This window comes from Athalassotoga saccharophila (assembly GCF_009936215.1).
Taxonomy (GTDB): domain Bacteria; phylum Thermotogota; class Thermotogae; order Mesoaciditogales; family Mesoaciditogaceae; genus Athalassotoga; species Athalassotoga saccharophila.
This window is the reverse complement of sequence record NZ_AP019551.1, coordinates 1,186,641-1,204,944: the sequence shown is the minus strand read 5'-3', so window position 1 is coordinate 1,204,944 and position 18,304 is coordinate 1,186,641. Positions and strand designations below refer to the sequence as shown.

At 39.8% G+C, this 18,304-nt stretch carries 19 protein-coding genes and 1 pseudogene; 4 read left to right on the top strand and 16 right to left on the bottom strand.

Going from position 1 to position 18,304, the window contains the following annotated elements:
* Window positions 1-356 precede the first annotated feature (356 nt).
* Window positions 357-1,235 (bottom strand): hypothetical protein, encoded by an 879-nt coding sequence (locus tag ATHSA_RS06035; RefSeq protein WP_161848226.1) that lies wholly within the window; start codon window positions 1,233-1,235, stop codon window positions 357-359.
* 310 nt (window positions 1,236-1,545) lie between these two features.
* Here ATHSA_RS06035 and ATHSA_RS06030 point away from each other — a divergent pair, with 310 nt between their 5' ends.
* Together ATHSA_RS06030 and ATHSA_RS06025 are read left to right on the top strand one after the other, a co-directional pair.
* Window positions 1,546-1,716: a hypothetical protein gene (locus ATHSA_RS06030; RefSeq protein ID WP_161848225.1), complete on the top strand. Its 171-nt coding sequence runs from the start codon at window positions 1,546-1,548 to the stop codon at window positions 1,714-1,716.
* Window positions 1,717-2,100 carry a glycosyltransferase gene (locus ATHSA_RS06025; RefSeq protein ID WP_161848956.1) on the top strand — a complete coding sequence of 128 codons (384 nt, stop codon included), beginning with the start codon at window positions 1,717-1,719 and terminating at the stop codon, window positions 2,098-2,100.
* Between the two features lie 24 nt (window positions 2,101-2,124).
* Here ATHSA_RS06025 and ATHSA_RS06020 read toward each other — a convergent pair whose 3' ends face one another.
* Genes ATHSA_RS06020 through ATHSA_RS06000 form a run of 5 tightly spaced genes read right to left on the bottom strand, consistent with a single transcriptional unit; the run spans window position 2,125 to window position 6,108 of the window.
* Complete coding sequence (locus tag ATHSA_RS06020) at window positions 2,125-2,340, bottom strand: acyl carrier protein (RefSeq protein WP_161848224.1); 216 nt, start codon at window positions 2,338-2,340, stop codon at window positions 2,125-2,127.
* A 2-nt stretch (window positions 2,341-2,342) separates the two neighbouring features.
* Window positions 2,343-2,741, bottom strand: coding sequence for a VOC family protein (locus tag ATHSA_RS06015; RefSeq protein WP_161848223.1), 399 nt, complete (start codon window positions 2,739-2,741; stop codon window positions 2,343-2,345).
* Entirely contained in the window at window positions 2,742-4,376 is a 1,635-nt protein-coding gene (locus ATHSA_RS06010) for an HAD-IIIC family phosphatase (RefSeq protein ID WP_161848222.1), read from the bottom strand. It abuts the gene before it with no gap.
* 5 nt (window positions 4,377-4,381) lie between these two features.
* A complete protein-coding gene (locus tag ATHSA_RS06005) occupies window positions 4,382-5,389 on the bottom strand; it encodes a UDP-3-O-(3-hydroxymyristoyl)glucosamine N-acyltransferase (protein WP_161848221.1) in 1,008 nt (335 codons plus the stop codon).
* Window positions 5,386-6,108, bottom strand: a complete 723-nt coding sequence (locus ATHSA_RS06000) for a polysaccharide deacetylase family protein (protein ID WP_232060057.1) — start codon at window positions 6,106-6,108, stop codon at window positions 5,386-5,388. The genes ATHSA_RS06005 and ATHSA_RS06000 overlap by 4 nt, the downstream gene beginning before the upstream one ends.
* Before the next feature lie 307 nt (window positions 6,109-6,415).
* Between ATHSA_RS06000 and ATHSA_RS05995 the strand changes: the two are divergent.
* A pseudogene (locus ATHSA_RS05995) lies at window positions 6,416-6,604 on the top strand (DegV family protein); the annotation flags it as partial.
* Window positions 6,605-6,853: 249 nt separating this feature from the next.
* Entirely contained in the window at window positions 6,854-7,468 is a 615-nt protein-coding gene (gene wrbA / locus ATHSA_RS05990) for an NAD(P)H:quinone oxidoreductase (protein WP_161848218.1), read from the top strand.
* 24 nt (window positions 7,469-7,492) lie between these two features.
* On the opposite strand, the gene ATHSA_RS05985 is transcribed toward wrbA, so the two are convergent.
* From ATHSA_RS05985 to ATHSA_RS05940, 10 genes are all read right to left on the bottom strand, one after another.
* Window positions 7,493-8,689 (bottom strand): NAD(P)/FAD-dependent oxidoreductase, encoded by a 1,197-nt coding sequence (locus tag ATHSA_RS05985; protein ID WP_161848217.1) that lies wholly within the window; start codon window positions 8,687-8,689, stop codon window positions 7,493-7,495.
* A gap of 11 nt (window positions 8,690-8,700) precedes the next feature.
* Complete coding sequence (locus tag ATHSA_RS05980; RefSeq protein WP_161848216.1) at window positions 8,701-9,582, bottom strand: prenyltransferase; 882 nt, start codon at window positions 9,580-9,582, stop codon at window positions 8,701-8,703.
* Window positions 9,579-10,535: an aldo/keto reductase gene (locus ATHSA_RS05975; RefSeq protein WP_161848215.1), complete on the bottom strand. Its 957-nt coding sequence runs from the start codon at window positions 10,533-10,535 to the stop codon at window positions 9,579-9,581. The genes ATHSA_RS05980 and ATHSA_RS05975 overlap by 4 nt, the downstream gene beginning before the upstream one ends.
* 14 nt (window positions 10,536-10,549) lie before the next feature.
* Entirely contained in the window at window positions 10,550-11,356 is an 807-nt protein-coding gene (locus ATHSA_RS05970; RefSeq protein WP_161848214.1) for a VIT1/CCC1 transporter family protein, read from the bottom strand.
* A 61-nt stretch (window positions 11,357-11,417) separates the two neighbouring features.
* Complete coding sequence (locus tag ATHSA_RS05965; RefSeq protein ID WP_161848213.1) at window positions 11,418-13,106, bottom strand: GGDEF domain-containing protein; 1,689 nt, start codon at window positions 13,104-13,106, stop codon at window positions 11,418-11,420.
* Between the two features lie 2 nt (window positions 13,107-13,108).
* Entirely contained in the window at window positions 13,109-14,137 is a 1,029-nt protein-coding gene (locus tag ATHSA_RS05960) for an ABC transporter substrate-binding protein (RefSeq protein ID WP_161848212.1), read from the bottom strand.
* Complete coding sequence (gene kamE, locus ATHSA_RS05955; protein ID WP_161848211.1) at window positions 14,134-14,880, bottom strand: lysine 5,6-aminomutase subunit beta; 747 nt, start codon at window positions 14,878-14,880, stop codon at window positions 14,134-14,136. The genes ATHSA_RS05960 and kamE overlap by 4 nt, the downstream gene beginning before the upstream one ends.
* Window positions 14,877-16,412 (bottom strand): lysine 5,6-aminomutase subunit alpha, encoded by a 1,536-nt coding sequence (gene kamD / locus ATHSA_RS05950; protein WP_161848955.1) that lies wholly within the window; start codon window positions 16,410-16,412, stop codon window positions 14,877-14,879. Before kamD ends, kamE begins: the two co-directional genes overlap by 4 nt.
* A gap of 40 nt (window positions 16,413-16,452) precedes the next feature.
* A complete protein-coding gene (gene hisS, locus ATHSA_RS05945) occupies window positions 16,453-17,688 on the bottom strand; it encodes a histidine--tRNA ligase (RefSeq protein WP_161848210.1) in 1,236 nt (411 codons plus the stop codon).
* Window positions 17,685-18,272 (bottom strand): uracil-DNA glycosylase, encoded by a 588-nt coding sequence (locus tag ATHSA_RS05940; RefSeq protein ID WP_161848209.1) that lies wholly within the window; start codon window positions 18,270-18,272, stop codon window positions 17,685-17,687. Before ATHSA_RS05940 ends, hisS begins: the two co-directional genes overlap by 4 nt.
* Window positions 18,273-18,304: the final 32 nt, after the last annotated feature.

The following is an 18,304-nucleotide window of genomic DNA, read 5'->3' as shown; positions in this document are numbered from 1 at the left end:
GAGACAGTTTTATTGAATTTTGATAAAGACCTTAAAAATACCAATCATAAACTGTATTTTATTGGTTTAGTTTATGATGAAGCAGAACTTGTATAAAGTCAAGCAAAAATTGACAGAGACTGGAAACTTATTATCACTGGAAGAGGTGGAGATGAGAAAAAATTAAGATCTCTTGCTGATGATCTTGGAATATCTCAAAGAATAGAGTGAATTCAATTTAGAATAGACTTACCCCAAACCCCAATACATGGTCTTTTAAAAACAGAGGAAGATACAGAAGAACAGTTGCAGAATCAAAATGCATCATACAGAAGGATGCATTCAGACATTGCAGATGAGATTGAGTCTGAATACGTTCAGGATCTTTGAAAAGCAAATTTTGGATTTAAACAAATACGTTTTCTGTCATGAGTTTCTCCTTTCAGCCTTTTAAGAAAAGAAACGTTAGATTCGAAAGTATAATGGCTAATCGTTTTTGAAATAAGTTTCAATTTGAATCTATCGTAAGCGCCGATGCTTGGGAAATAGATTACATTTTTCAGATTAAACCATCTTGTGAGGGAAGAGTTAAGAGTTTCAATTCTCGGTCTGAAGTTGTAGAACTGTTTAAAAGATGGGTTGGTCTGGAATGAAAGTCTGAAAAGAGATAATTCAGGTGTGTATTTCATCCAAAAGATACCAGAACAATTTTTAGGGCATAAAGCAGTTCTGTTGTGACAGAAGAACTTGTGGCGATGTTTTGAATAGTCGTTTCCTTCAGACAATAATTTTTTATTTGAGACTTTACAGAAGATATTGACGTTTTGAAGATAGAAATGATCTTTGAGATGAAACTTTTTTGTTTTAATGAAAGGGATAAAGCCGGCAGAGATAAGTTTGTAAAACGTCTCGAGTGAATCGAAGCCTTTGTCAGCGGTAAAAAAGATGTTGGAAGTTTTGACGTCAAGTAATTTGAGATACTTAAACGAATTCAAAAGCATAGGGTTATCATGTGCAGAGGCTTTGTCAAAAGAGAAGTAGAAGGGAAAATAAAAAGGATAAACAACCGCTAACCAGAAGACTTTGAAGCCAAACTTGCCGTTGAGAGTTTTATTGTAAGAATGAATGGGTCCGAGGGGGACATTGCCGTAAGCGGCGATAGGTTTCGAATCGGCCGCAATAACAAGGCCGTCAGAATCATTGATTTCGTCTTTGAAAGAAGAGATTATGGAGTTAAGAAAGAGTACAAGAAACAAGTTAAGGTATTGGAAAAGGACAGGGAAATCAAAGCGCTGCTTGAAATAAAAATAAGTTGTATAGCAGGGGAATTGATCTGAGAAACCACAAAGATAGAGGTAATTGCGAGGCAGGACAGAATCAATGCGCTTCGATTTGTAAAAGTCATATTCCAAATTGAAAAGATTTAAGATGAAAAAGAGTCTGAGCAAAGAAGAAGGGTCATAAGGACGATTCTTATTTTGAATGGGAGAATAAGACCGAAGGAGTTCTGAAGAAATGGAGTCAAAGTTCATTTGCTGAAAAGTAAAGAATACGAGATTAAAAACAGTGTCTGAAGAAGGAAATTTGAAAAGAAACACATCTGAAGAGCTCCGCAACATACCTGTCACCTCGGTTGAAAGAATTTTTGGGACAAAAAAATTTTACACCCTGATGACAGGTTGTTGTGGGGTGAGGGCAAAAAAAGAATTGAGGAATAGCAAGAAGTTTCAAAATTGAATTTACTCATCTCAAAGAATAGAATGGAGGGGATTTAAAAAAGATCCTTACGAGAATTTAGATGAAGGAGTAACTGCATTGCTTTTAACATCAAGATTTGAAGGATTCGGAATGGTATTAGCAGAGGCAAACCAAAGGGGAATACCTGTTATTTCATCTGATTGTGAAGTAGGACCTTCTGATATAGTTATCAAAGATATAAATGGCTATCTTTATCCTGAAGGAGATATGAATGCGTTTGTAAAGATTGTTAATGATGTTATAGATGGTAAACTTAAATTCGAGACACCAGAAAAAATAGCAGAAACTGCTAAGAGATTTTCTGGTGATGTTGTGCTTGATAATATAATAAATGCTTTAAAAGAACTGACCAATTTAAAATAAAATACAAGACTATTCTTAGAAATGCTAACTGATTTTAAGAATATTCAAGATATCTTTAACAGAGTTTATTTTTGAAAGATCATTTATCGAGATTGCTACGTTAAATCTTTCTTCTATTTCCATTATAATTTGTAAGTGCTTAAGGGAATCCCATTCCTGAATTTCTTCTTTACTGGTATTTTCATCCACTTTTCTGTTTAAGACTTCGCTTATAACATTTATTATCTCTTCTTTTTTCATTTTTATGCTCCTTCTACAAGTTCTAAAATTCCAATCGGCTTTGAATACATGAAAACGACTTTTTTATTTGAAATTGCCAAGGCTTCTTCAATCTCAGAAATTTGTATGAATTTAAATTGTTTGAGTTTATCTACAGTTTTGTAAATATCATCTGTTGAGTAACAAATATGATAAGGAGATGGTCCATTTTTAGATAAGAATTTACTTACAGGCGAGTCAACGCTTAAAGGTGCTACAAGTTCTATTTTCATTTCGCCTTTTGACATAAAGACTATTTCAACTTTTCTTTTGACATCGTTGAATGTATCCGAATCGACTTTGAATCCAAGTGCTTCAAATGTTTTTATTCCTTCTTCTATGGAATCAACGGCATATCCAACATGATGAATTTTCAAATTCACTCAGATCACCAGTTGTGAATATACTTTTCTTTCGGGTTTGTTTTCAAGATCTATTTCATAAGATACCTCACCGTTTTGACCTTCAGAAATTCTTTTGTACCCGAGATCATCCCAAAGATTTTTAACAGAAATGTTTTTCTTTGTTGGGATGTAAGAAGCCCTTATCTTTTTTATGCCTTGCTTTTTCATCTCTTCCTCGACAAAATCCATGACGTGATCTTCTATATGTCTTCCCATAACCCTGCAACTCATTAAGAATGTATCAATGTAGGCAATATCTTTGTCTTTCTTAACTATAAGAAACACAACCTTGCCATTGTCTCCGAATTTGTCTGCAACACTTCCTATGTACACCGAGAAGTTGGGATCTGCCATCATCTTTTCAAGGTCAAATTCCGTGTATCTTTTTGTCGTAACGTTGAATTGATTTGTCTTTTGAGTAAGTTGGGCGGCTCTTGGAAGATCTTCTTTTTTCAAATTCCATATTTTTAATTTCATTTCAAGAGAGGAAAGGTAATCTTCAAAACTTGCGCTCTGCTCCAAAAGGGTCTTTCTTTTTTCCTGAGATTTGTACATTTCTGTTTTTTCAAGATCCTCTTCCGTTACCTCAATAAATTCGAAATAATCTTTTTGCAATTGCGTTATCCATTTTGCTAACATGGTTGAATCCTGCGGAAAGTCCGGTACTTCTACTTCCGGCAATTGAGTTTTAACAGATTCTCTTTCAAATTTATCGTCATCTATGAAAACAATAGAATTCAGACCTATATTCAAATCTTCCGCTATTTTTTGAATATTGACATATTTGGGATCCCAGTTTATCTTCATCGATACAAAATCTTCTTCTTTGAGAACCATATGAGGATGGTTTCTTATTACCTCTATTGCATCATCGAAATTGTTTTTGGACGCTATCGCAAGAAGCACTCCCATGTTCTTCAAATCCTTCAATCTTTTTTGGAAATCTTTGTACTGGGATCCTTCTTTCACATCACTCAATGATATCCCATTTATCCCATCTTCGCCTATTATACCGCCCCATAGCGTGTTATCGAGATCAAGCACTATGCACTTTTTCTGTCCGCCTTTAAAGGCAAAAAATATCTTCGAGACTTCAGAAACGATTATCTTTTCTCCATTCATGGAAAATCTCATGCCGCCGAAATACCATCCTTTATCACTGTACATTGAGTTTCTTCCGTTGTCTCTTATAAGTCCTTGAAGATCAAAAATGTATATATTTTCTCTGTTTAACGATTTTATTTTTTCAACCCAGGCATTTTCAATGCGGGATGTATCTTTATAATATTTGAATGGCACTAATCTTGGGTCTTTCACATCTATATTTGAAATTATGATTCTCTTTTTTGAATTTTTTTCGGAATACTTGCCTATAAAACTCATAAGATCATCTATGATTGGTATTGCATCTTCAAATCTTGTTTCCGGGAATAAACTTATCCCGTCTATTAAAATAAATACCACATCCGGATCAAAAAGATTGAGACCTGAATTATCGTTAGAAATCTCATTTATCCATGTGTTAAATCCAGGCGGAGTGTATACTTGAAAGTGGTCATTTAATTTTTCGCCCATACTGTCAACATTTACGTTTGACAAAATAGCGATCTTCATAAAAGTCACCCCCGAGTTTTTGAATCTTTATTTTTTTCCATAAGTGTTTTCACATATTGTTTCACGAAAAAATCATGATCTATGGCAAAATTGCCTGTAACCTTTTGACCTTTTTTAACATTTTCAACGACAACAGATCCGATTGTAATCCATGCTTCGTCTTCTATTTTTAATCCATTTACAATAGATACATTTGGGCCTATCCAGCAATTTTTGCCTACAGAAACGCTACCACTTAAAGTAGCACCAGATGCTATCAAGGTACCTTTTCCTATTTTACAATTATGTGATATATGAGTTTGATCGTCTATTTTGGCATAATCTTCAATTATGGTCGGATCTATTGTACCGGCATCGACAACACTTAAGGCCCCTATTTCTACGTTGTCTCCTATTTTAACTCCTCCGAGATGTGGAATTCTGTAAGTGGTTCCGTCTGGATCCCTTTCTATTCCAAAGCCCGGATTCCCTATAACTGAATTTTCTCTTATTGTAGTATTATTTCCAATTGAAACGTAAGGTCCTATCTTAGCCCCTGCACTTATAAGACAATTTTTACCTATTTTCACGTCGTGATCGATGAAAACAAATGGTTCTATTTTTGTACCATCTTCGATGATAGAATTCGTGCATATGACAGATTCTAATTCACTTTTTGTGTATTTGAAGTTTTCTGTTTGCTGGTGATCTAATATGTACTGAAGTATGATAGCGTAAATTTTTCTTGGATTTTCGGTCAACAAAATTTGATTGTTCGATTCGATTTCTTTATTTTTAATCTTAGCATTCACAGGTAAAATTATAAGGCATCCTTTTAATGTCTTAAGTTTGTTTTCGGCCTCTTCCTGCCATGACGAGTCTGAAATCCACTTTTTAGAAAAGATCATAGAACAATTTTGGGGATTACTAAAAGGAGCAACGTTGTATATTTCTATATCTTTAAAGTTTAAGTTTGGTAATCCCTCTATGCTTTTCAAATTCATTAGATTGAAAGTAAATTTCTTCTCTGTCATTTCCCAAACCTTTCGTCAAAAAAATTCCTGTAAGGTTCGAATCCCTCTTTCAATGATTCTTTAAACCCTGCTTTTTTAACATCGAGAAAACGCTCCCATGCTTCCCATAAATTCATTGAGAAGTGATCCCACCAGAAAGGATGGGTCAAAAGTTGAATTGACCTTTCTTTATCCTGATCAAAACTTGAAAACAATTGATCTGCAAACTCTCTCCTTTTTGAATCAGAAAAATATCTTATCTGTTTGAAATATTTGTCTCCATACACATTTATAAAAGGTCCTGTCTCAAAACCATTCATGACTTTTTGAGGTGGATGGTGAAAAGAAATGACATTTGTAAGAGGTATATATTTTGAATAAAAATCGTAAAGTCTCTCAATCGCTGATTGAAGATCTTCCACAGATTCTTCAAATGGCGAATCGATATGGAGACCTATTTGATGACCCATTTGTGACAATTCATCGATTATTGTTACCGTTTTTGATGAAAGTATGTTATAAAAATCATTGTTAGGCTGAAAGAAAAAAGTGGAATGTATTCCGCAGTTGTTTTCAATTTTTGCCATGTTTATTACATTTTCAGCAAAAATATCAACATCATGTCTTAGAAAGAGTTTTCCCTTTTCTGAGTAATCTTGAAAAAATGAAGGCTTTAAAAATTCAGTTAGTTTATTTAGAACTTCTTTGTAAAAGTTGAAAGAAAATTCCATTGATATCACTTCTTTTCTGGCAATAACAAAAAAATTATATCATATCTAAGTTGAAGATCAAATATACAACTACAATCCTCTCTTAATAAATTGGCAATTGCATACAAAGTGACATTCTATGTATCATATTGGTATCATAAGTCTAAACTTTTTCTTAGGGAGATACAATGGAAAAAATACCAATTGTCAAGGAAAATATTTCTGAGTATGTTATAAAAATTTTGCCTTTGTTTATCGTGTACAAGGACAAAACCTAAAGAGACAAGATCGAGATAAAATCTCAAGAGGTTTATGATCTGCTTTAAAAAGAGATACCCAAAACCAAAAAGTGAATTTAGCCGTCATGAACGGTGAAGATCAGGAAGAGGCAAACGAATTCATTCTGAGGGTAAAAGAATCGGGAATAAATGTAAACAAACTTTTCATTGGTCAGATAAGTCCGGTGCTCGCCGTCCACGCAGGCCCGTGCTTACTCGGAATATCATTCTATGAATTCAGTGAATAGAAATATGAATTGGCCTTGACAAAGTAGACTAAAAAGGTATACAATATAATCAAAGGACGATTGAAAGTGGAGGAGGCCTTAAAAATGAAGAAGAACAACATCGACGGGTTGGTAGAGAAAGCATCAAGGAAAGAAATTGCCGAAAAGGTTTTAATAGAGAATCTTATAAAAATCACGATATACGGATCAAGGCTATGATAAAGCAGGGCTTTTTGCCCTGCTTTATTCCAAAAAGAAAGGTGAATTGAGATGAAATTTGTAAAGGTAAATATCATTTTTCACAGTATTTATGGTCATATTTATCAATTAGCGCTTGCTGAGGCAGAAGGCGCAAAAGAGGTCGAAGGAGTGGAAGTGGGAATTTATCAGGTCGAAGAATTTTTGCCGCCGAATATCATAGAGGCAATGCATGCAACTCAGGCAAAGAAAGCGTTTGCACATATTCCCGTGGCGACTCTTGATACTCTTGCCGAATCTCATGGAATCATCTTTGGCACTCCTACAAGGTTTGGAATGATGAGCGCGCAGATGAAAGAATTCCTTGATTCCACAGGGCCTTTGTTTTCAAAGGGCGCGCTTGCCGGCAAGGTCGGGAGCGTTTTTACATCATCACAAACCCAGCACGGCGGTCAGGAATCGACTATTTTGAATTTTCACACGGTCCTTTTGCACCATGGTATGGTGATAGTTGGAGTTCCTTACACAATACCGGAATTGGGCTATGTCGACGGTGTGTCTGGTGGCAGTCCTTACGGGGCCTCCACGATAACTGGATCTGATAGAAAAATAAGTGATGTTGAACTCAAAATCGCCCGTGCTCAAGGAAGACGGGTTGCAGAAATCACAAAAAAGTTGTTCGGATAAAGAAAGGAGGGCTTGACCCTCCTTTTATAATATCTGATCTTTGACATACTTCCACATGAGTCCAAATCCGCCGGCGTGCAACATATGTTGCATGTTGACTATATGTTTCATGATTATAGCCCTGTAGCCCGCAAAGGTGCCAATCGATTTTACGTTCACAACCCCGTATCTTTTCCCTATGTAGACTATGTTACCGTGAAGGTTCAAATCGAGAGGCTCTTTCTCTCCACCATTTATCGCAACGAAGATGTTATGCGCCGCTATTTTTGCCGATTGCATCGCAGATTCAACAAGTCCGGGCATGGGTTTATTAGATTTATCAACGTAAGAGGCTATATCGCCTATCGCGTACACGTGCGGATCGGATGTTTCCATGAATTCGTTGACGATTATCCTGCCCCTTTTGTCTTTTTGCAAATCCAATAAATTGCTGAATGAGTTTGCCTGAACTCCGCCAGACCATATAAGCGTTTTTGTAGGGATGAATTCTCCAGATTTGAGAGTAATGCCATCGGCCGTCACGTTGACTATCATGGAGTTGGTCTTTATTTCAACACCATGTTCATTCATGTACTTTATGGCCTGATTTACAACCTCTTCTTTTTCTATATTAGGAAGGATTCTCGGCAATGCCTCGACTATCATCAACTTCACGGATTTTCTCAGTATTCCATTCTCTTTGCACAACTTATCGACCCATTCCATAATCTCTCCCATAAGTTCAACGCCTGTAAAGCCTCCTCCGCCGACGATTATAGTGAGCATCTTTTGCCTTTCGGATGGGTCTTGAACATTCTTCACATCTTTGAAGATCTGCTTTATTCGGGAGTTTATTTTCATTGCATCTTCCAATGTCCAGAAGGAGAGTGCATTTTCCTTCATTCCGGGTATTCCAAAGAAGTTGGGATCGCTCCCTGCTGCCACGACTAAAAAATCGTAATCGTAGGATTTGCCCTTTGCAAAGACCTTTTGGCCCTTAATGTCTACCTTATCCACGGCCACTCTCTCGATTTTGACGGATTGAGGAAGGACTCTTGAGAGAGGTATTTTTATGGCCTCGGGCGGGATCCTTTCGCACGCGAATTTGTGCAATTCAGTTCTGAATGTCTGATCTCCTTCTTTTTCGAAAAGCGTTATGTCTATTGTCTTGGACATTTTGTGAAGCCTTTGAACGAATTCAACTCCTCCAAATCCTCCACCAACCACTACTACCTTGGGCATTGCACACCTCCTTAAATCAGACCGATCAATATTCCTATTCCAAAGACCAACATCGCATTTGAACTTTCGACATCTATGTTCATTATTTCTTTACCACTTATTTTACCATACGATTTTGAGAAAAGTTTCACTATAATTCTTACGTACAAAGGCACAGACGCCAAAGAGATCAAAGACCATGCCGATACGTCTTTTAGATAAAGCGCATAGAGTGCCAGCACAAACTGGGCAATTGTGAAGACAAGATAGATTACCGATCCGGCTATGTCTCCAAAGATGAGGGTGAGAGACTTTATTCCAATAACCCTGTCATTTTGGGTATCTCTTATTTCATTCGCTAACACTATGTTCGTAACGGGAAGGCCTATTATAACGGCAAATAAAATGGCATTTGCAGAGATCGTGCGGGCCATCAAAAAGTAACCACCGAGAGTTATAAGGATTCCGTATATCAAAAAGATCGATGGCACAGAAAGTCCGTGATATTTCAAATTCACGGGATCGGCCGTGTAAAAATATCCTCCCGCAAGTCCTAAAGCGCCAAAGATGAGTATGTAAGGCGTCGAGAGTACAACGGTTAATATTCCAAAGAAGATCGCAAGTACAAAGGTCGTTATCATGACGTATTTTTCTTCTTTCAGGGTTATCTTGCCATTTATCAAGAGTCTACTTCCGCTCGATCCGAAGGTTCCGGGTCTGTCTATGCCATGCTTGTAGTCGAAATAATCATTCGCACTGTTTGATGCAAGATGTATCAAGACCAAAGAAAGGCCACCGAGTATGTAAAGAATCAAAGAAAAGTGGCCTTCTCTTAGTGCCAAAAATGCCCCTATCGTAAACGGGATTAAACTTGCACCTACAACGTAAGGACGCGTGGCTAAAAAGTACTTCATAAAACTATCCTGTCAATTTCTTTCATTATATCGTCCGTAATTTTGTTCTTTATCTCGGCCGCAGCCAAATTCTCTTTGAATTGATCGATATTACTAACTCCCAAAAGTACACTGCTCACATGGTCATTTTTCAAAACCCACGCAATGGCAAGTTGGGAAAGTTTTACATTCAATGATTTTGCAATCTTCTCAAGAGATTTTACCTTTTCAATTCTCTCTTTTGAAAAACGGCCATCCTCTTCGAATCTCTTTTTTAAATCTGGAAAGAGATCGAGCCTGCTTCCTTTGGGAATCCCAGCGTTGTATTTGCCGGTAAGAATTCCCGAGGCAAGAGGACTAAAGGTTGTCAGTCCCATTCCATACTTTTCGTATATAGGAAGGTATTCCTTCTCGACTCTGTCTCTTTTGAGCATGTTGTACTGCGGCTGTTCAACTATAGGCTCGATGCATTTCCATTCCCTGCATACCTTGTGCGCCTCCTCTATCTCGGCCGCGCTCCATTCAGATGTCCCCCAGTACAGAGCCATACCGCTTCTTATCAGATAATCCATCCCCATTACTACCTCTTCCATCGGCACCGTCGGGTCCGGCCTGTGACAGTACACTATGTCCACATATTCCATCTCAAGCCTCTTTAGTGAATTCCTCAAACCTTCCACAAGATGCTTCCTCGATAACCCCGTGTCATTTGGTCCAGACCCTCCCCAGAATATCTTCGTCGATACCACAAGGTCTTCCCTTCTAAACTCTTTGAGAGATTGACTCAATATGTATTCGGCCATCCCTCCCTGATACGCCTCGGTCGTGTCAAAAAAGTTTATCCCGTTTTTAAACGCTTCTCTTATTATCTTCTTCGATGTGTCAACGTCTAACTGGGGCCCGAATGTCAGCCATGTACCAAATCCCAATTCGCTTATCTTCAATCCCCATTTTCCTACCTTCCTGTATTCCATCTAAATCACTCCTTTCACAGGGTCGTTATGTACTTTATCATGTAACCGACAACATACGCGATGATTGCCGCTGCCCCTCCGGTCAAAAGCATCTCAATTCCACTCTTTATCCAGTTAATGTTTGTAACTATATTTCTCAAAGCCCCAACCAAGAATAGCGTTACAATCGTCAAAAAGGTGGCCGTAGAAAACGTGTTTTGTGCAAAGAAAGGTATGAAGGTTGCGAGTATGTATGTGACAAGGGGCATGAATCCGAAAAAGACAAAGGAAAAGAAGGTTACAAGCGCGTCTTTGAGAGGAGAACTGTCCTTGTCCTCGAGTATGTTCAACTCTTCGTGCATCATTGTCTCAACCCACAATTTTTTGTTTGAACTGAGTATCTCGACAAGTTGGCGTGCCTTTTCCTCTTCAAGGCCTTTGGCTTTGTATATCTCGATGAGTTCTTCCTTTTCCGACCGGGGATCTATTTCGACCTCCCATTCTTCGCGTTCTCTCTCGCTTTGGTTGTATTTGACGGTCGTTCTTTGAGACATGTAATCTCCAACGGCCATCGAAAAACCATCTCCGAAAAGATTCGCAAGGCCCATTATCAGGACTATTTGCGGGCTAAGATGGGCTCCCATCGCTCCTGCCACAACGGCAAAGGTCGTTATTATCCCATCGCTTGCACCGTAGACAAGAGGCGTCATGTATCTGCCTTGAGAGGTTTTGTGCCATACCTCATTGGAGATACTTTCTTTCGAATGGGCTTCCTGATGAAGAGACATATCTCTTCTTTTGAAAGCCTCTCTCGCGATTTTTTGCCTATCGTCTAACTTCATTTTTCCTCCTAATAATCATTATCGTTATCAATTATACAACAATTTTGTCATTTCACAAAAGTTATTCGCTTTGAGTATTGCTTCTTTCTTCGGCCATTTTCATGAGTTCTTCAAAGGTTTCTCCATCCTGAGGATAGTAAGAGACGCCAATCTTTACATTCACCGATCTTTTGAATTCTTTTATCTTTCCGATTATCTCCGATTCTTTTGTCTTCATGTCCGTCTTTTTGAAATTCGCGAAGTAGATCGCGAAACTGTCCTCCCCCCACCTGCAACTTATGTCCGTTATTCTTGTGCTGTTCTTTATCACTTTGGCAATGTATTTCATGAGCACATCTCCCTCAAAGTGCCCGTATCTATCGTTGAATTCTTTGAAGTCCTTTATGTCTACGAGAACAAAGGCAGATTGTTCATTTTCTCTTTTTAAAATCTCAATCTCTCTGAATACGAGATTTGAAAATTCCTGTCGAGTTAGCAATTCGGTGAGAGGATCGTATCTTGCCGATTCATTTCTTTCGGTTCTTAATTCGTACATAGACACTACGGATCCGACATGGTGCAAAAGAGAGACAAGCAATTCTTTGAATATGTCTGTCGTTGTGAACTTATCCAAATCGAGGACAAAATCGAGTGTGCTCGAATGTGTCTTGATTCCGAGAGTGAATTTTGTGTTGCTTTGAAAATCGTAAGGCGTTATCGTTCCTATGTTGAATATTTGTTGACCGTACTTTATTCCAACTCCTTTTACGCACTTTGAAAGGTCGAGTATCCTTCTTGCCACGATCCTTATCGCATCTTTAAATGATTCTTCATTGTCTATTCTTTCAAAGATCATAGGAAGTTCGGCATACAAATCGTTGAATTTTATAAGGTCTGTATTCGTCTGGCTGATCTCATCTATGACGGAGGCATAACTTTTGGACACTCTGTCCCATTCATTAACAAGATCGTTGTAATTCTTTACGAACTTTTGATCTTCACTTCCTTCATACCTTCTGAAGGTCTTTATTTCGCTTAAAAAGTCCAGAAATTCTTCGACCGGCTTATCTTTCTTCTTTAAATGGAGGTACAAAAACCCCGTTAGAAAAAAGATCGCAAGAATTAAGATGTAGGAAGGCAAACTCGCACCCAAGGCCGAGTAGATAATTGAAGAGATTCTAACCTGATTTACAAGTGTGTAATTCCCATACGTTGGCTCTTTCACGAAAAGGTATGGCCAGTCGATTATGAAGTTCGAATTCTTTGCAAGTACAGATATAAAGGTCTTCCATTCGTTGCTGGATAAATTCACACCAAAACCAGATTGATCGACTATGTAAAGGTTTGCATTGGATAGGGCAACGCGTGGATCGATTTCGACCGCTATGATTCCAGAAGGGGATTTTGTCGCGATCGTTATAACGGGATTCCCATCCACATTGGTAATCGGAGAGATGTACGTTCCGCTCAGTGCCGAAAAATCGTAAAGGGCCCTCGTGTAATTTTCAAGACCGTAAGATTTCACAACATTTCCGTCATCGTTTATTTCAATGATTCCTTTTATCCCCGACGGAAGTGTGATGTTTTTTGAAAGTTGCATTATCGAGATGAACTGTGTTATGCCCTCTATTCTTTCGGAGAACGCCGCAGACAAGTTTGTTAATTCTTCATTCATCTCATTTTGGATATTCACAAATTGAAAGTAAAGATCGAAAATTGCGAATGCGACGGATATTACAACAAGAAAGATCACAAATCTTTTAAAAGTCATCTTTACCTCCAAGACCACAAAAGGGTAAGGTTTTCACCGGATATCTTGTAAAAGTAAACTTTGGAAGAGGCCGATTTATTCGAAAAGGTGAATTCCCCATTTGATCCCACAAAGACTCGAGAATCGAGGAATTTTTGAGCATCATTCGATCCAACATCATTTTTTGCCAATATAAATACGACGATCGTGGCGTTATAGGCAAGAAGCATTGAAGGATCTGGAAACATCTTTATTTTGTAAAGCGATTCTTTGAATGATTGGGGAAGATCTGAAAGATCTGCAAAGCATGTAGCAATCATCCCGTTAGATTTTTTCGAGTTAAGAAGTGTCTGATCCAAAGTCCAGTCGCTTCCTATAACGGGCACATTTCCGTATTTAGATCTTATCCGTGGCATGATGTTGAGCACTCTTTCCGAAGACATGATAAGAACAACGCTATCGGCCGTCGCGTCTAAATTTTGATCGAACTCCTTTATTACCGAATTGATCCCGTAATTGTTGAGATCCTTTGCAATTTGAGATGAAAGATAATTTTCGTAGATTGGATTTTGATCGCCTTTTATTATCAGGACATTTTTGTAATTTTGTGCATGAATATAATTCGCTATGGCCGAGGCTTGAATTGTGTCAGTTGGAGAGATGGTGTAGAAGTTCTTTATCTCATTTATGACAAATGGATTCGTAACCTGAGAATCAACCAGGATGACATTTTTACCGTTTACCACACTTCTCAATTCCGATGCCTGAGAGGATGTAAGAAAGGTCACGAAGTACCTTATCCCCGAGTTTATGGATTTGGAAACAACCGTTGAAAGATCGGAGGAGTTAAAATCGATATCGACGAATTTGACCTCATCGGGAAGGGACCTTATCGCGATCAAAACCCCGGCCATTCTATCCGAATAACTTGTGGCGGAATCAACCGGAAAAAGGATCCCCACGACGGGTTTTTGATTCTTCTCGAAGAAGAACACTATTGCCACCACCGCGATCGCGATGATGATAACAGAGATGATAAGATATTTTCTCATGAAATCTTTACCATCTTCTCCACTATGTAAGATGCAACTTCAGAAGGCATTGTGCCCGATCCGAAGCCGGCATCGTATCCGAGTTCTACGGCAAGTTCGTGTGTTATTCTCGGACCACCGACTACAAGAAGCACCCTGTCTCTTAATTTCTCTGCATCTAATATATCGGCAAGTTCTGTCAATTGCTTTATATGTATGTCTCTTTGAGTTACAACCTGAGAGACCAAAATGACGTCAGCATTGTATTCCCTCGCCTTTTTAACGAGTTCGATAGGCGGAACCTGACTTCCAAGGTTGTATACTTTGAAGGCCCTGTACCTTTCAAGGCCAGAATCGCCGTGGTATCCTTTCATGTTGAGAATGGAATCGAGTCCGACCGTGTGTGCGTCAGATCCGATAGTGGCTCCGACGATTACGATCTGTCTTTTTAGATATTTGAAAACCTTTTCGTTTATCTCTTCCATTCCCATCTTTGGCACTTCTACCTCGAGAGTTTTTATCTCTTTGTAATTCACATCTCTCGTTGTTTTAGCGTAGACGACAAAAAATGTGAAATCCTCTCCGATATCTTCAGAATGAACTATTTGAACATCCGAAAAGTTCATCGATTCTATCAGCCGTTTTGCGGCCTCTCTCGCCTTTGCGCCGGCCGGAACGGGAAGGGTGAAGGACAGCTGGATGACCCCATCATTTAACTGATCACCGTAAGGTCTGAGATGTTCGAGATCGAGATTGTTTATCATCTTCTCACCCCCAAAAGCCTTTCCATCTCTTCTATGAGAGGATTGGAATAATCCTCCCCTTTGACGAATACGCCATCTGATCCCTTTCCTTCGTCCATCCTTCTTGAAATGTCTCCAAAGGTACCCTCCTCTATGGCCGCCATAAGGCCCACCTCTTTGACGTGCTCGAGCAAAGAAACGGCATTCTCAAGGACCTTTTGGGCCTCGCGCTGGATAAACCCATCTTTTTTCAACTCGATCTCAGATCCGAAATTCGCGGCGTTGTTGAAGACGTACTTCGCGTTAGAGATGGCGAGATACCTGTCTTGGACCAAAGGCGTGTGAATTGCCTCGGTAAGCATTCCGAGCAAATGAATTGATTGATCTGTCATTATGGAAACCAAATTGTAGAGGGTATTCTGGGCATATCCTTTGAAGATATTTCCCGTCATGTACCTTGTCGGTGGCATGTACTTCGGCGTCGCATAAGGAAAGAGCGTTCTTGTAAGCAACGCGTGGGATACTTCGTAAAGAAATCCGTTTTCCACGTCTGGATCTATTTCAAATGCGTGGCCTATTCCCATGTACTTGGGATCCATTCCTGCCTTGATCGCGAATTGTTCATTTATAAGTTGAGATGTTGTAACGGTGTGGGCCCGTTCTATAGGATCGGAGGTCTTTATGTAATTGTCCTCTCCGGTATTTATCGTTATGTGCGAGAATGCGCATATAAGCCTCGATGTGTACTGATCGACGAAGGTTCTCATCATGTTTATGTTTCTAAAGAGGATTCCGTACATAGAATCATTCAGAAGCATGTCAAGTCCTTCGAGAGCGGCGATGGCGCTTATTTCTGGCATACAAAGGCCTGACGCGTAATTCGTAAGCCTTACATACCTTCCAACTTTGGGAGCGATATCGTCAAGGGCCTCTCTCATTATCTTGAAGTTGGCCTGTGTCGCGTATGTGCCACCATATCCTTCGGTCGTCGGCCCATAGGGAATAAAATCAAGCAAAGATTGGGCCGTTGATCTTATCACCGCTATTATGTCCGCACCTTCTCTGACGGCGGCCCTTGCCTGAACAACATCTTCGTATATATTGCCGGTCGCAACTATGACGTAGATGTAAGGCTTTTTGGGATCTCCGAGTTCTTCAAGCATTTTGTCCCTTTTGTTCCTTACATCTTCAATCTTTTCGATCGCTTTTGCCGCCAATTCGTCCATTTTTTGATCAACGAGTCCCTCATTCTGCGGGGGTATTTTGACAAGTGAAAATTCCTTTCTTCCGACGGCTTCGGCGAGTCCTTGAGGATCCAAATTCTTCGCAACACACCCATTCGCGATCCAGTAGGCTATGCCCCTTTTCAAACCTCCGCCGATCTTTACATCGTCGACGACGACATTTGGAAGCGGCGCGCCTTCGGAATTCACGCCGTCTATTCCAAATAGCCTTGAGACTGTCCTCTCGACGGAATCGGTGCTTCTCAAATCGATGAACTTTTGAACCTCATCCGTTACTTCTTTGGCGAGTTTTCTCGCTCTCTCTACCATCTCACCGTCAAGTTCAAGGCGCAAAGTGCTCTCCTCCTCTTTATGCCTTTACCATTTCGATTATATCCGAAAATCTCACTCTTTTCTGTTCCCCGCTTTTCATGTTTTTTACCGTGTAAAGGCCCTCTTTTATCTCCTCCTCACCGATTACGATGACGAATCTCGCATTTTCTTTCGATGCCTGCGAGAACTGGCCCTTTAGATTTCTTCCCATGATGTCCACGTCTACTCTGAAGAATTTCGAAAGTGCCTTCGCGATTTTTAAAGACTCCATCCTTTGAGCATCGTCGACCGCGATGACGTAGATATCTATGCCTTTGGATTCGGGAATTTTATTTTCCATCTTAAGTGCAAGAATGATCCTCTCTATTCCAAAGGCAAAACCCACTGAAGGAGTTTTGCTACCTCCAAGTTCTTCTATAAGTCTATCGTACCTTCCACCGCCACCGATAGCGTCTTGTGCACCGAGGGCTGGATATTTGAACTCAAAGACCGTCCTCGTGTAGTAATCAAGGCCCCTTACGATAGATGGATCGACCTCGTACTCTATATCGAGTTCATCAAGATATCTTTTGAGAGTGTCAAAATGCGTTTTGCAATCGTTACAAAGGTAATCCGTTATCTTTGGAGCATCTTTTGCATATTCCGCATCCTTTTTGCAGTCTAAAAGCCTTAGAACATTTCTTTCGTATCTGACTTTACAATCGTCGCAGAGTTTTGGAAGCAGATCTCTGTAATAATCCTTGAGTGCCTTCACGTATTCTGGCCTGCAATTTTCGTCTCCCGTCGAATTTATCTTGAGTTTGAAATTCGTAAGTCCCACGGAGTTTAACATCTCTATGGCCATTGAAATCACGAAAACATCTGCTATCGGAAGTGCCGATCCTATGAGTTCGGCTCCAAACTGGTGGAACTCTCTTAACCTTCCGCTCTGCGGCTTTTCGTACCTGAACATCGGGCCGTAGTAAAACAATTTCTGAGGAAGGCCTTTAGATGAAAGGTTATGCTCTATGAATGCCCTCATCACCGGAGCCGTTCCCTCCGGCCTGAGAGTTATAGATCTTCCTCCCTTGTCTTCGAAGGTGTACATCTCTTTTTGGACTATGTCAGTCTCATTTCCAACGCCTCTATCGAAGAGTTCTGTCGCCTCGAAGGTAGGCGTCCTTATCTGGGTAAAGCCAAAGTTTGTGGCCACCCCTTTGAATCTTTCCTCTATCCACTCCCAAAGCCAGGATTCTTCGATCGTGTCTTCCGTTCCCTTTATCCTCGATATCATTTCATTTTCTCCTTTATCTCATCGTACGCTTTTTTTAAAATCCTTATATCGTCCCACGTCAAAGCCTTGGGCGATCCGGGAGCCTTCGACTGGTTTCTAAGCAAATAACTCGGATGAAACATTGGAAAGATCTTTATCTCTCCCTTCCAATCGAAAAACTTTCCCCTCATCTCACTTATAGAACCATTGATAAAAAAATTAAGCGCCGTCGATCCGAGCGGAACGATTATCTTCGGATTTATGACGGCAATCTGAGCCATCAAAAAATGCGAACACGCGAGGATCTCTTCCTGATGCGGTACCCTGTTGTCAGGCGGCCTGCATTTGACGACATTTGTTATGTAGAGATCTTTTCTTACGAACCCTGCCGATTCGAGTATCTTGTCGAATAACTGTCCCGCCCTACCAACGAATGGCCTTCCCGAAAGGTCTTCATCCTCTCCGGGACCTTCTCCGACAAAAACTATGGGAGAGTGAATATTCCCCTCTCCGGGCACAACTTTTGTCCTCGTCTTGCTCAGATCACAGGCTGTACAATGGGATATTCTCTCTTCTATTATTTTCATGAGATCTTCGTCTTTCATCGTTAACCTCCCAATTGGGATTTTACCATAAA